General features: G+C 70.9%; 14 protein-coding genes. 2 read left to right on the top strand and 12 right to left on the bottom strand.

What is annotated here, in order from left to right; translation table 11 throughout:
* Positions 1–30: 30 nt before the first annotated feature.
* From mug to AB0959_RS05705, 10 genes are all read right to left on the bottom strand, one after another.
* Entirely contained in the window at positions 31–579 is a 549-nt protein-coding gene (gene mug, locus AB0959_RS05750) for a G/U mismatch-specific DNA glycosylase (RefSeq protein WP_366825222.1), read from the bottom strand.
* Complete coding sequence (purB, locus tag AB0959_RS05745; RefSeq protein ID WP_366825015.1) at positions 576–2,018, bottom strand: adenylosuccinate lyase; 1,443 nt, start codon at positions 2,016–2,018, stop codon at positions 576–578. Before purB ends, mug begins: the two co-directional genes overlap by 4 nt.
* Before the next feature lie 85 nt (positions 2,019–2,103).
* Positions 2,104–2,454, bottom strand: coding sequence for a DUF4326 domain-containing protein (locus AB0959_RS05740; protein ID WP_366825014.1), 351 nt, complete (start codon positions 2,452–2,454; stop codon positions 2,104–2,106).
* A 74-nt stretch (positions 2,455–2,528) separates the two neighbouring features.
* Positions 2,529–3,311, bottom strand: coding sequence for an SGNH/GDSL hydrolase family protein (locus tag AB0959_RS05735; RefSeq protein WP_366825013.1), 783 nt, complete (start codon positions 3,309–3,311; stop codon positions 2,529–2,531).
* 124 nt (positions 3,312–3,435) lie between these two features.
* Positions 3,436–4,452, bottom strand: a complete 1,017-nt coding sequence (locus tag AB0959_RS05730) for a hemolysin family protein (RefSeq protein ID WP_366825011.1) — start codon at positions 4,450–4,452, stop codon at positions 3,436–3,438.
* Entirely contained in the window at positions 4,449–5,870 is a 1,422-nt protein-coding gene (locus AB0959_RS05725; protein ID WP_366825010.1) for a hemolysin family protein, read from the bottom strand. Before AB0959_RS05725 ends, AB0959_RS05730 begins: the two co-directional genes overlap by 4 nt.
* Positions 5,871–6,054: 184 nt before the next feature.
* Positions 6,055–6,480 (bottom strand): GNAT family N-acetyltransferase, encoded by a 426-nt coding sequence (locus tag AB0959_RS05720; RefSeq protein ID WP_366825009.1) that lies wholly within the window; start codon positions 6,478–6,480, stop codon positions 6,055–6,057.
* A 76-nt stretch (positions 6,481–6,556) separates the two neighbouring features.
* A complete protein-coding gene (locus tag AB0959_RS05715) occupies positions 6,557–7,438 on the bottom strand; it encodes an LLM class F420-dependent oxidoreductase (protein ID WP_366825008.1) in 882 nt (293 codons plus the stop codon).
* Positions 7,439–7,484: 46 nt separating this feature from the next.
* Positions 7,485–10,052: an FtsX-like permease family protein gene (locus AB0959_RS05710; RefSeq protein WP_366825007.1), complete on the bottom strand. Its 2,568-nt coding sequence runs from the start codon at positions 10,050–10,052 to the stop codon at positions 7,485–7,487.
* A 4-nt stretch (positions 10,053–10,056) separates the two neighbouring features.
* Positions 10,057–10,965, bottom strand: coding sequence for an ABC transporter ATP-binding protein (locus tag AB0959_RS05705; RefSeq protein WP_366825006.1), 909 nt, complete (start codon positions 10,963–10,965; stop codon positions 10,057–10,059).
* A 229-nt stretch (positions 10,966–11,194) separates the two neighbouring features.
* Here AB0959_RS05705 and AB0959_RS05700 point away from each other — a divergent pair, with 229 nt between their 5' ends.
* The gene (locus tag AB0959_RS05700; RefSeq protein ID WP_366825005.1) at positions 11,195–11,431 is read left to right on the top strand and encodes a toxin-antitoxin system HicB family antitoxin; all 237 of its coding nucleotides are present in this window, start codon (positions 11,195–11,197) and stop codon (positions 11,429–11,431) included.
* A gap of 4 nt (positions 11,432–11,435) precedes the next feature.
* Positions 11,436–11,813, top strand: coding sequence for a fic family toxin-antitoxin system, toxin component (locus tag AB0959_RS05695; RefSeq protein ID WP_366825004.1), 378 nt, complete (start codon positions 11,436–11,438; stop codon positions 11,811–11,813).
* A gap of 55 nt (positions 11,814–11,868) precedes the next feature.
* Here AB0959_RS05695 and AB0959_RS05690 read toward each other — a convergent pair whose 3' ends face one another.
* Both AB0959_RS05690 and AB0959_RS05685 read right to left on the bottom strand, forming a co-directional pair.
* Positions 11,869–12,537 (bottom strand): class I SAM-dependent methyltransferase, encoded by a 669-nt coding sequence (locus AB0959_RS05690; protein WP_366825003.1) that lies wholly within the window; start codon positions 12,535–12,537, stop codon positions 11,869–11,871.
* An 87-nt stretch (positions 12,538–12,624) separates the two neighbouring features.
* Positions 12,625–13,311 carry a triacylglycerol lipase gene (locus tag AB0959_RS05685; protein WP_366825002.1) on the bottom strand — a complete coding sequence of 229 codons (687 nt, stop codon included), beginning with the start codon at positions 13,309–13,311 and terminating at the stop codon, positions 12,625–12,627.
* Positions 13,312–13,376: the final 65 nt, after the last annotated feature.

The following is a 13,376-nucleotide window of genomic DNA, read 5'->3' as shown; positions in this document are numbered from 1 at the left end:
TCCTGACCTGCCGGACGAGCTCCTGATGCGCTAAGCCGGCTTCGCCGCCTCCCGCAACCTCCCGAACTCCTCCGCCATCGTCGCCGCCGTCCAGTGCGCGTTCAGCCCACTGGGATTGGGCAGCACCCACACCCGCGTGTCGCCGATCCGCCGTTCCTGCGGACCTATGGCGGCCTTGCGATCGTCGAAGGCCGCCCTGTACGCGGTCACACCCACCACGGCCAGCCAGCGCGGCCGCAGCCGCTCGACCTTCGCGGTCAGCAGGCGCCCGCCCTCCGCGTACTCCCCGGCGGTCAGCTCGTCGGCACGGGCGGTCGCCCGCGCCACCACGTTGGTGATCCCGAGCCCGTACGACGGCAACTCGCCCTGCTCCGACGGCTTCATGAGTCGTGGCGTGAAGCCGGACAGGTGCAGCACCGGCCAGAAGCGGTTGCCGGGACGGGCGAAGTGGTGGCCCGTCGCGGCGGTCATCAGCCCCGGGTTGATGCCGCAGAACAGCACACGGAGACCGTCCGCGACCACGTCCGGTACGAGACGGTCGCGGGCGGCCTCCAGCTCGGCCGCGGTGAACCGCGTCAGAGGATCGCCCCCGGCGTGTAGCCCGCGGCCTCGGGGCGCTGCTTCACGATCTCCTCGATCCGGCCCACGACCACGCCGACCTGGTCGGCGGCGGCGCCCGTGAAGGACAGCTTGTCGGCCATCAGCGCGTCGAGCTGAGCCCGGTCCAGCGGGATGCGCTCGTCGGCCGCCAGCTTGTCGAGCAGTTCGTTGCGCTCGGCGCCCTGCTCGCGCATCGCGAGGGCCGAGGCGACGGCGTTCTCCTTGATGGCCTCGTGCGCGAGCTCACGGCCCACGCCCGCGCGCACCGCGCCCATCAGCACCTTCGTGGTGGCGAGGAACGGCAGGTAGCGGTCCAGCTCCCGCGCCACGACCGCCGGGAACGCGCCGAACTCGTCGAGCACCGTCAGGAACGTCTCCAGCAGCCCGTCCAGCGCGAAGAACGCGTCCGGCAGCGCCACCCGGCGCACCACCGAGCAGGACACGTCGCCCTCGTTCCACTGGTCGCCGGCCAGCTCACCGGTCATCGAGGCGTAGCCGCGCAGGATCACCATCAGGCCGTTCACGCGCTCGCAGGAGCGGGTGTTCATCTTGTGCGGCATGGCCGACGAGCCGACCTGGCCCGGCTTGAAGCCCTCGGTCACCAGCTCGTGCCCGGCCATCAACCGGATCGTCTTGGCCAGCGAGGACGGCGCGCCCGCCAGCTGCACCAGCGCGGTCACGACCTCGTAGTCCAGCGAGCGCGGGTACACCTGGCCGACCGACGTGAAGGCCTGGGTGAAGCCGAGGTGCGACGCGATCCGCTGCTCCAGCTCCGCGAGCCTGCCCGCGTCCCCGCCCAGCAGGTCCAGCATGTCCTGCGCCGTGCCCACCGGGCCCTTGATACCGCGCAGCGGGTAGCGACCGAGCAGCTCCTCGACCCGCCCGTACGCCACGAGGAGCTCGTCGGCGGCGGTCGCGAAACGCTTGCCCAGGGTGGTGGCCTGCGCGGCCACGTTGTGCGAGCGGCCTGCCATGACCAGCTCGCCGTACTCGCCGGCCAGCTTGCCGAGCCGCGCCAGCACGGCCACCGTACGGTCGCGCACCAGCTCCAGAGAGAGCCGGATCTGGAGCTGCTCCACGTTCTCGGTGAGGTCGCGGGACGTCATGCCCTTGTGGACGTGCTCGTGCCCGGCGAGGTCGTTGAACTCCTCGATCCGCGCCTTCACGTCGTGGCGGGTCACCTTCTCGCGCTCGGCGATCGAGGCCAGGTCGACCTGGTCGAGCACCCGCTCGTAGTCGGCGAGCGCCGCGTCCGGCACCTCGATACCGAGGTCCTTCTGGGCCCGCAGCACGGCCAGCCAGAGCTGCCGCTCCAGCCTCACCTTCTGCTCGGGCGACCAGAGCGTGGCGAGCTCGGCGGAGGCGTACCGTCCGGCGAGGACGTTCGGGATGCGGGGCTTGGCTGGCGCAGAAGTCACGTGTACGGATTCTACTGGCGATTCGTGCAGGCCAGTGCCGCGGGGCTGTTCGGAGGAAGCTACGAACCCACCACGAGCCCGCGCCCTACTTCCCTTTCCCGGAGGCGTCCGCCAGTTCCGCCAGGATGTCCGCGTGGCACAGCTCCGGCGTGCACCAGCACGCCAGCGTCCTGCCGCGCAGCTCCGGCACCAGGGCGAGGAGGTCGGGGCGGGCCATGAGGTACTCGCGGTACTTCACCATGATCTCGGCCCGCGTCCCGTCCCGTTTCTTCTTGGCGGTGTCGTACTGGAACGGGTTGTAGAGCGGGTGCTGGGGCAGGTCCCAGTGGCCCATGGTCCAGCGGCGGCCGACGTAGACCAGGTCGTCGGGGGCGTTCTCCAGCCGCCGGCCGAACTCCTGGATACGGCCCTTGAGGTTGATCACGGTGGTGGCCACGGCTGTTCCCTCCGACGCGGGCCGGCACGGGCCCCTCTCCAGGGTGCCGGACCTTCCCGGGCTGCCGGCCTCTTCTAGGCTGCCGGACCCTCGTACGGCAGCAAGTCGGGACGCTTCGCCGGGCGCCCGTCGCCGGACGACCGTCCCGTCAGCCGGCGGCCTATCCACGGCAGCAGATACTGCCGGGCGAAGCGGACGTCGGCCACCCGCCGCGCGGCCCACACGGGCGGCGCCGTCACCGGTGGCGGTGTGCGCCAGTCGGTGTCCTCCGGCTCGTGACCGAGGGCCTGCCAGACCGCCTCGGCGACCCGCCGGTGCCCATCGGGCGTGAGGTGCAGCCGGTCCACGTCCCACAGTCGGGGATCACTCAGCGACGGTGCCCCGTACAGGTCGACGACCAGTGCGCCGTGCCGGGCCGCCAGCTCGTCGACGCAGGCGAAGAGCTCCTCCATGCGCGGACGGAACCGTTCCAGAACCGGGCCCTGACGGCCGGGACTGCGCATCAGGACGAGCTGCTCGCAGGACGGGGCGAGCTTCTCGACGGCCTCCTCCAGGAGCCCGCGCACCCGTCCCATGTCGCACTTGGGCCGCAGCGTGTCGTTGAGGCCGCCGACCAGCGTGATCACGTCGGGCCGCATCGCGGCGGCCGTGTCCACCTGCTCGTCGACGATCTGCTGGATGAGCTTGCCGCGCACGGCCAGGTTGGCGTACCGGAAGCCGGGCGTCCGCGCGGCCATGCGGGCCGCGAGGAGATCCGCCCAGCCGCGGTACGAACCGTCGGGCAACAGGTCCGACATGCCCTCGGTGAAGGAGTCGCCGACCGCGACAAGGCTGGTGAAGGTGGGATTCGTCTGCATGGCGACAGAGATGGTATCCCGTGGCACATACCCGGTGGTCGGTCGGCCCCCGTATCCGATGAAAGAGCCGCGAAACCGGACAGCGTCCGCGGACTCCGGTGGGCTCGGACGGACACGGCCGGACTCAGACCGCCGGCTGCCCGAACAGCTCCCGCAGCACGTCCTCCATGGTCACCAGCCCCGCGAGCCGTCCGTCCGAGCCCAGCACGGCCGCCAGGTGCGTACGACTGCGCCGCATGGCCGTGAGCACGTCGTCGAGCGGTGTCGTCTCCCGGACCCGGGCGATCGGCCGCATGTCCCGCACCGGGAAGGGCACGTCCCGCGGTGCCGCGTCCAGCGCGTCCTTCACGTGCAGGTAGCCGACGATGCGGCGCCCCTCGTCGACCACGGGGAAGCGGGAGAACCCGGACTCGGCGGACAACCGCTCCAGCTCCTCCGGGGTGACCCCCACGCGCGCGTAGACGACGCGTTCCAGTGGCAGGGCGACGTCCAGAACCGCTGTACGGGCGAGCTCCAGCGCGTCGTGCAGCCGCTCCTGCGCGCGGTCGTCGATCAGTCCCGCCTCGCCGGAGTCCTGCACCAGACGGGCGAGCTCGGCGTCCGAGAAGGTCGCGGTGACCTCGTCCTTCGTCTCGATCCGCATCAGCTTCAGCAGCGCGTTCGCGAAGGCGTTGATCGCGAAGATCACCGGGCGCAGCGCCCGGGCCAGCGTCACCAACGGCGGCCCCAGCAGCAGCGCGCTGCGCACCGGCTCCGCGAGCGCGACGTTCTTCGGCACCATCTCGCCGAGCAGCATGTGCAGATACGTGGCCAGGGTCAGCGCGATCACGAACGACACCACGTGCCCGGCGCCCTCCGAGACGCCGACCGCGTGGAACACCGGCTCCAGCAGGTGCGCGATGGCGGGCTCCGCGACCACACCGAGGACCAGGGTGCACAGGGTGATGCCGAGCTGCGCGGCCGCCATCAGCGCGGACACGTGCCGCAGGCCCCACAGCACACTGCGGGCCCGCCGGTCGCCCTCATCGGCGTACGGCTCGATCTGGCTGCGGCGCACGGAGATCAGTGCGAACTCGGCCCCCACGAAGAAGGCGTTGACGACCAGCGTCGCGAAACCGATCAGCAACTGGACGACGGTCATCGCTGCCCCTTCTCGTCGACGGAGTTGGCGGAGTTGGCGGAGTTGGCGGAGTCGGAGGGGCCGGCCGAGCCGGCGGGGTGGACCGAGTGGTCGGAGTGCGCGGCGTCGTCGGACAGGACCGGCGCGCGCATGAGCACCCGAGCGGCGCGGCGTCCCGAGTCGTCCACCACCTCGAGGCACCATCCGGCCACCTCCACGGAGTCGCCCACGGCCGGTATGCGGCCCAGTTCGGTCGCCACGAGACCCGCGAGCGTCTCGTACGGCCCGTCCGGCACCCGCAGTCCCACGCTCGCCAGCTGGTCGATGCGGGCCGAGCCGTCGGCCGAGTACAGGGCGCGGCCGTCCTCGTCGGTGCCCGCCGGTGCCAGGTCGGGCGTCTCGTGGGGATCGTGCTCGTCACGGACCTGGCCGACGACCTCCTCGACGATGTCCTCCAGGGTGACGACGCCCGCGGTGCCTCCGTACTCGTCGATGACGACCGCCATCGTGCGCTTGCCGCCCAGCCGGTCCAGGAGCCGGTCCACGGTCAGTGACTCCGGGACGAAGAGCGGCTCGCGCAGCAGCTCGGCCACGAAGACGTGCAGTCGGCGTTCCGCGGGGACGGCCAGGCAGTCCTTGATGTGGACCGTGCCGACGACCGAGTCGAGGGTGTCGCGATAGACCGGGAAGCGGGACAGGCCGGTGGCCCGGGTCGCGTTCGCCACGTCCTCGCAGGTCGCCTGGCCCTCCAGCGCGATGACCTGGACGCGTGGGGTCATCACGTTCTCCGCGGTCAGTTCGGCGAGGTTCAGCGTGCGCACGAACAGCTCGGCGGTGTCCGCCTCCAGGGCGCCCTCACGGGCGGAGTGCCGGGCGAGGGCGGCCAGCTCCTGCCGGCCGCGCGCGGAGGCCAGTTCCTCGGCGGGCTCGATGCCGAAGCGGCGCACCAGACGGTTCGCCGTGTTGTTGAGGTGCGTGATGAAGGGGCGGAACGCGGCACTGAACCAGCGCTGCGGGTTCGCCACGTGCCGGGCCACGCCCAGCGGAGAGGATATCGCCCAGTTCTTGGGCACCAGCTCGCCGACCACCATCAGGAACACGGTCGACAGGCCGGTGCCGATGATCAGCGCGATGGAGCCCGACGCCGAGCTCGGCACGCCCATGGCCTCCAGAGGGCCCTCGATCAGCCGGGCGATGGACGGCTCGGCGAGCATGCCGACCACCAGGTTGGTGACGGTGATGCCGAGCTGGGCCCCGGAGAGCTGGAACGTCAGGCTACGGACGGCCTTGAGGGCGCCCGGGGCGCCCCGCACGCCGCGCTCGACGGCCCGCTCCAGCTCACTGCGCTCGACCGTGGTCAGCGAGAACTCCGCGGCGACGAAGGCACCGCAGAGGAGACACAGCAGCACCGCCACCAGAAGGAGGAGTACTTCGGTCATCGGTTCACCCCCATCCCATGATCCGGCAGGGGCGGACGGCTCGCGCGACGTCGCGGGTCACGCGGCCCGGGGTGCCGACTACTGGGAGGCTCGCCCATGGGCGGACTCTCACAACCTTTCCGTACGGGTCGGGGGCGTCCACCCAGGGTAAGGACCGGCAAAGTCGCTTGCCGGTCGCGGCGTGTCACTCCCCGAGTGGCTTCACCCACCGTCGCCACTTCTCCTCGGGCGCGTACCCCGCGGCGCGCCACGCATGATGTCCGATCTCGTTCCGCTGCAGAACCATCGCGTCCCCACGCCGCCCGCCGAGCCGTACGAACCGCTTTTCCGCGGCGGCGAGCAGTGCCGAGCCGATGCCGAGGCGGCGGCGGTCGGGGTGTACCGCGAGCCGGTACAGATGGCAGCGCCAGCCGTCGAAGCCCGCGATCACCGTGCCCACCAGCTCCCCGTCCTTCTCGGCGAGGACGAGCGCCTCGGGATCGCGGGCGACGAGCCGCTCCACGCCCTCCCGGTCGTCGCTGATGCTCGTGCCCTCCGCGGCCACCTTCCAGAAGGCCAGCACGGTGTCGAGGTCGTCGGGCCCGGCGGCCCGTATGCGCAGGTCGGTCATACGGTGATCCCATCACCTCGCGGCGCACCGCACCCGGAATTCCACGATCCGGACACCGTCCGCCGCAGGGCGGATCTCACTCGCCGCGCAGCGCGTCGATCACCGGAGCGAACACCTCCATGTTCGGCTCCAGCACCGTCAGGTACGAGATCCCGTACCGCTCGCGCTGGGCGCGTACCTGGTCGACGATCTCCTTCAGCGTGCCCACCAGAACGATCGGCAGCTCGAGGACCTGCTCCTCGGTGAAGCGCGGGACACGGGGCAGCCACTCCTGGATGGCGGCGCTGCGGTCGTCCGTGATGACGACCACCTGGAGGAGCAGATTGAGCTCGGCGGGTTCCTTCCGCCCCGCGGCCAGTCGCTGGTACAGCGCGACCCGTTCGTCGAGCTCCTCGGCGGTGATCGGCTCCAGCACCCCACCGGGCCGCGTCCGGGCGCCCGTGAACGCCGCGATGTCCGCGTGCTCGGCGGTCAGCCGCAGCATCCGGTCTCCGTTGGCGCCGACCAGCAGTGGCACACGGGGCTGCTGCACGGGCCGGGGCTGGAACTCGTCGGAGCCGAGGAGCCTGTCCAGCTCCTCGATCGTGCGCCGCAGATGGTCCACGCGCTCGCCCGGCGAACCCCACGGAAGGCCGGCACTCTCGTGCTCCGTCTCCACGTACCCGGTGCCGAGCCCCAGTTCGAGGCGGCCGCCCGTGAGCGCGTCCGTGGTGGCCACCTCACGGGCCAGCAGCGTGGGGTTCCAGAAGCCGGCGTTGAGCACGAAGGTGCCGAGGCGCGGCCGCTCGGTCGCCCCGGCCGCCGCGACCAGGGCCGGGAACGGGGCCGGCATGCCGAGGTGGTCGGGAACCAGGATCACGTCGTACCCGAGGTCCTCGGCCCGGCGACACTTCGCACGCCACTCCTCGGTGGTCGTGGACTGCAGCAGGTTGACCCCGAAGCGGAACGGCCGTGGCATGAACTCTCCTCACCCTCAAGGGACTTGAGTAAGCCAGGCGAGTACATCACTCGTGCGCGATCGCCGCCAGTACGTTCATCCGCGAGGCCCGCAGCGCCGGCAGCAGCGCCGCCACGATGCCCACCACGGCCGACCCGATCACGACCGCGATCACCGTGCCCCAGGGGATGGCCAGCGCCTTCATACCCTGCAGCGCCAGTACCTGCTGGATGCACACGCCCCACACCAGCCCCAGCGCCAGCCCGAGGACCGCGCCGAACACGGCGATCACCACCGACTCCAGCCGGATCATCCGCCGCAACTGCCGCCGGGCGAGCCCGATCGCCCGCAGCAGCCCGATCTCGCGGGTGCGCTCGACCACCGACAGGGCGAGGGTGTTGACCACACCGAGCACCGCGATGACGATCGCCAGGCCGAGCAGCGCGTACACCAGGTAGAGCAGCACGGCGATCTGGTTGCGGATGAGCTCCTTGTAGTCGGCCTGGTCGCGGACCTGCACCTGCGGATACGGGTCGAGAGTCTTCTCCAGCCGGGAGCGGAGCTGGTCGACGCTCGTTCCGGAGGCGGCGTTCACGTACAGCGCCGCGTCCTGGCCGCTCGGCACGTACTTCTCCAGGGTCGGGAGGCCGAAGTACAGCCCGCCCTGCGTGCCGAAGCCGTCACCGGTGTCCTGATCGGTGAGCGCGGCCACCCTCAGCTCGGCCTTCCGCCCGGCCGGGAACTCCACCGGGACCGTGCTGCCGATCCGTACGCCGTGGTCCTTCGCGAACTCCGCGTCCATGGCCATGTCGCCGTCCGCGAGGGCCGCGGCCGTGTCGCCCCGGGCGTAGGTGACGTGGGCGACCTTGTCGAGCTGCGGGTCGTACCCGGCGGCCGTCGTCTTCACCCGCTTGCCGTCCGGCAGCCGTACAGCGACCGGCGAGAACCGCTGCCGCACGACCAGCCCGGCGCCGTCCGTGTCCCGCACCTTGTCGGTGACCTCCCGCGGGAACGGCTGGAAGTTCTGGTTCTGGACCACGAAGTCGGCGCCCAGCGTCTTGTCGATCTGCTGGTCGAACGACTTGGTCATGGAGGCGCTGGCCACCGACATCCCGCCGACCAGCGCGAGCCCCACCATCAGCGCGGCCGCGGTGGCGCCCGTACGGCGCGGGTTGCGCAGGGCGTTGCGCTGGCTCATCCGCCCGACGGAGCCGAACAGCGCGGGGAAGGCCCCGCCCAGCACCCGGATCACCGGCCGCACCAGGAGCGGGCCCGCGATCACGGTCGCGACCAGCGTCAGGACCACCCCGAGGCCCAGCAGCGAGGCGGCCGACCCGGTGTCCGTGGAGACGGCGCACCCCACGAGCGCGGCGGCACCGGCCGCGCCGACGACCGCACCGACGACCGCGCGCACCTTGAGCGGCCGTCCCACCCCGGCGATCTCGGCGTCCGCGAGGGCCGCCATCGGCGACACGCCCGCCGCGCGCCGCGCCGGGAGGTACGCGGCGACGAAGGTGACGCCGACGCCGACGACGTACGCGGAGACAGGGGTGGCCCAGCCGATCACTATCTCCGTGGACTTCAGGTTCATCCCGAAGGCGCCCATGAGCCCGATCAGCCCGAAGGCGAGCCCGATGCCCGCCGCGAGACCCAGTGTCGAACCGACCAGGCCGAGCAGGGTCGCCTCGGTGAGCACGGACCGGCGCACCTGCCGGCGGTCGGCTCCGAGAGCCCGCAACAGTCCCAGCTCACGGGTGCGCTGGGCGATCAGCATCGAGAAGGTGTTGACGATCAGGAAGATGCCCACGAGGACGGCGATCCCGGCGAAGCCGAGCATGACGTACTTGATGACGTCGAGGAATCCGCCGAGGGACGCCGCGGACGACTTCGCCTGCTCGGCGGCGGTCTGGTAGTCGTACGTGGTGCGACCGAGCTCGACGGCGATGCGCTGCTTGAGCACGGAGTCGCTGACCCCGGACGCGGCGGTCACCGAGATCCCGGTGGCGGAATCGGGCGAACCGAGCAGTTCGGTCTGCGCCACCCGCGTGTCGAGGAAGACGAGCGCGGCACCCGGGTTGGTGGTGGTGAAGGTGGCGATCCCGACGACCTTCACCTTGAAGGAGCCCGGCTGGGCGAGCACCGTCAGGGTGTCGCCGATCCTCACGTCCTTCTTCTTCGCGGTGTCCGCGTCGAGGAGCGCCTGACCGGGACCCTCCGGGGCGTGCCCCGAGGTCAGCTTCACCGGGCTGCGGTCGGTGAGGTACCAGTTGGTGGCGATGGTGGGGGCACCCGTCGTCGGGCCCACCGACTTGTTGTCGCGGTCGACGACCGTGATGTTCTCCACGGAGGCGTCGACATGGGTGTCCGCGACGCCGTCGACCCGGGCGATCCGCTGGGCGAGCGACGCGGGCACGGTCGGTGTCGCCCCGGACGGGATCTGCGAGTCGAGGTCCTCCTTGGGGGTCACGACCACGTCGGCCGACGTGGAGGCGAACAGCCGGTCGAAGGTGCGGGTGACCGTGTCCGAGAAGATCAGGCTGCCCGCGACGAAGGCCACGGACAGCAGAACGGCCAGCGCGGACAGCAGCAGTCGGCCCTTGTGCGCGAGAAAGCTCCGGAGCGTCGCCTTGAGCACGGCCTCAGTCCTTGTCGGGGGAGCCTTCGGGGGACTCTTCCTGGCGTATGCCCTGGGGTCGTACGCCATGAGGGTCGGCGCCCGGGGCCGGATTGCCTGGAGCCGTACCGCCGGTGGCGCCCTCGCCGTCGTAGGCCGCCCGGATCGTGTCGAACCGCTTCATGCGTTCCAGTACCGCCTCGGCCGTCGGGCGCTCCATCTCGTCCACGATGCGCCCGTCCGCGAGGAAGAGCACCAGGTCGGAGTGGGCGGCGGCGCCGGGATCGTGGGTGACCATCACGACGGTCTGGCCGAGGCTGTCGACCGCCTGACGCAGGAAGCCGAGCACTTCGAGGCCGGCCCGTGAGTCGAGGTTGCCGGTCGGCTCGTCGGCGAAGATCAGCTCGGGGCGGGAGGCGAGTGCCCGGGCGCAGGCCACGCGCTGCTGCTGCCCGCCGGACAGCTGTGAGGGCCGGTGCTTGAGACGGGCACGCAGCCCGAGGGTGTCGATGACCTCGTCCAGCCACTTCTGGTCGGGCTTCTGGCCCGCGATGTCCATGGGGAGCGTGATGTTCTCGGCCGCGTTGAGTGTCGGTATCAGGTTGAACGACTGGAACATGAACCCGATCCGGTCCCGCCGGAGCCGGGTCAGGTCACGCTCCTTCAGCCCGGTGATCTCGGTGTCCCCGAGCCACACCTGACCGGCCGAGACGGTGTCGAGCCCCGCCAGGCAGTGCATCAACGTGGACTTGCCAGAGCCGGACGGGCCCATGACGGCGGTGAAACGGCCGCGTGCGATGTCCACGTCCACCGCGTCGAGGGCGAGCACGGTCGTCTCGCCCGAGCCGTACGCCTTCGTCAGTCCTCGCGCGCGGGCGGCGATCCCGTCGGCCTCCGCGCGGCCGGGGGCGTGCTCCGGAGCAGCTGTGGGCAAGGCGGCCTCCTCGGTCGTGCAGGGTCGAATCCGCTGTAAACCGGGACGGACCCCGGTGTCCCGGCCGAGCCTAGTGTGATCCACTGCACACTCGGAATCCTCCCGAAGGCCCAGACGCCCTCCGTCGCAGGTCGGTTCCCCGATACGCATGTAAGGGGCACCCAATACGGCCTCCGGGTCGGCGCCAGGCCCACTTGCCCCGCTAGCACTCCGGCGCTAGCTTCAAGGTATGGCCAAGACCCAGCTGAACGTACGGGTGGACGAGGACACGGCCCGCGCCGCCCGGGAGCGAGCCCTGGAGCGTGGGATGAGCGTGAACCGCTACATCGAGGAACTGGTGCGACAGGACACCGGCGAGGTGGGGCACACCTTCGTGGAGGCCGCCGCCGACTTCATGAAGCAGTACGAGACCGTCTTCGCCGACGAGTTCGGACCGGAGCGCGAAGGCAGCCGAGGACAGCACTGAACCCTTGAGCAATCTCAGCATCGACCTCGCCTGGCTCCTGATGATCGCCGAACAGAAGACGCCCGGAGACCCCCAGGTCACCGACTGGGGCGCCCTCGTCGCGGCCGTCGCCCGGCACCAGGCCGAGATCTTCGACGTCCCTGTCTACGACACCCCGCACGCCCGCGCCGCCGCACTGCTCCAGCTCCTCCTGCACGTCCCCGCGCTGGAGCGCTCGAACGCGCTCTTCGCCTCCGCCGTCGCGTACGCCTACCTCATCGCCAGCGGAGTGAAGGTCACCACGTCACCCGTACAGGTACGGGACCTGGCCAGACTGGTGAAGAACGGCGAGGCCACGCTGGGCGACATCGCGACCGAGCTCCGGAGGTGGAGCGCCCCGTAAGGGGCGCGGGGAACTGCGCGACCAGCCACACACGACCCGCAGCCTCGGCAGAATCTCAGCCGCCCCCTTCGTCGAGTCCGTCCCGCCGAGCCGAACCGAGCACGCAGTACGAGGAAGGCATACGAGGCCCCTTCTCCGGCACAACGAGACTCCGGTACACCCCCACCTCGAACCCCGCGGAGCGCACCGCGCCGAGGGGATCCCGCGCCGTATGACACCCCCCGAACAGCAACGGCCACACCGTACGGTCGAGCACGCGCTGAGCCACACGCATCCCACGCCCACCGCCCTGGCCATGCTCGAAGAACCGCAGCTCCCCGCCGGGCCGCAGCACGCGCCGCACCTCCGCGAGCGCCCGGCGGACATCCCGCACACTGCACAGCACCAGTGACACCACGGCCGCGTCGAAGGCCTCGCTCTTGACCGGCAGAGCCTCCGCCGCGCCCGGCACGACGTCGACCGGCACCTCGGCGCGCCGGGCCGCGTCCACGGCCAGCCGGCGCAGCACGCGCTCCGGTTCGATCGCCACGACCTCGGAGACGGTGGTCGGGTAGTGCACGAAGTTCAGCCCGTTGCCCGCGCCGATCTCGATGACCCGTCCCGAGAGACCGGCGAGCAACTCGCCGCGGTAGGGACCCACCTGTTTTTCGGCCGCCTCGCTGAAACGGGCGTAGAACCGGGCGAAGAGGGGGTGGTGCACGGCGTCCTTGGTGGCGCGGGCCATGGCGGACCTCCTGAGGAGGGCGGCAGTTACCGCGATTGTCCCCCGCCACGACCCGGCTCACCCGTCGTGCGTGTGTTTCGGGAACGATCAGGCGATGAAGTTCCGCACCTGCTCGTACACCCCGTGGTCGTTGTTCATGTCCGTGTGCGAGACGCAGCCGACCTCGACGTTCGTCGCTCCGCTGAGGATGGCCGTGGTGTCCGGGGTGAGCGCGTCGTCGCAGTTCGACCAGTAACTGGCGTACGACACGCTGCCCGGTGTCTCGTCACCGGAGTTGAGCGCGGTCAGGAAGGAGCTGCCGGTGTACATCTCGTTGCAGGAGGTGTAGAGCCACCGGCACCATCCGGCGACGGTCGTGCCGTGGTTCACCCCGGCGGTGGAGACGAAGTCGTCGACGTACGCCGTCCCGCCGAGGTTCTTGAGGTAGTACCGGGCGCTGAGCGCGCCCATCGAGTGGACGACCAGGTCGACCTTCGAGGCGCCGGTCCGGGCGAGCACGTTCTTGATCTCGGTGGACAACTGCTGTGCCGTGGTGGCGTTGGACTGGCTCCAGTCGTACGACCAGGCGTCCAGTTCCGAGGACGTGTAGCCGTCCGCCAGGAAGTAGTCGCGCCACTCGTCCCAGCTGCTCGACGAACTGCTGAGACCGTGGACGAAGACGACGGGGTTGTGTGCCGCGGCCCGAGCGGGGGACGCGGAGAAGGTGAGTGACAGAAGGAGCGTTGAGGTCACGGTCGCGAGGGCCGTGGCGATGCGACGCATGCGGCGTTGCATGGAGCCTCCTGAAACGGGTGGGTTGCCTGGAGTGTCAGGCGGGTCTACGCGCGCCGCATCGGTGA

It is taken from the genome of Streptomyces sp. NPDC046862, from assembly GCF_040704615.1.
Lineage (GTDB): Bacteria > Actinomycetota > Actinomycetes > Streptomycetales > Streptomycetaceae > Streptomyces.
Note: the sequence above shows the minus strand (reverse complement) of the source record. Positions and strands in the feature narration are given on the sequence as shown.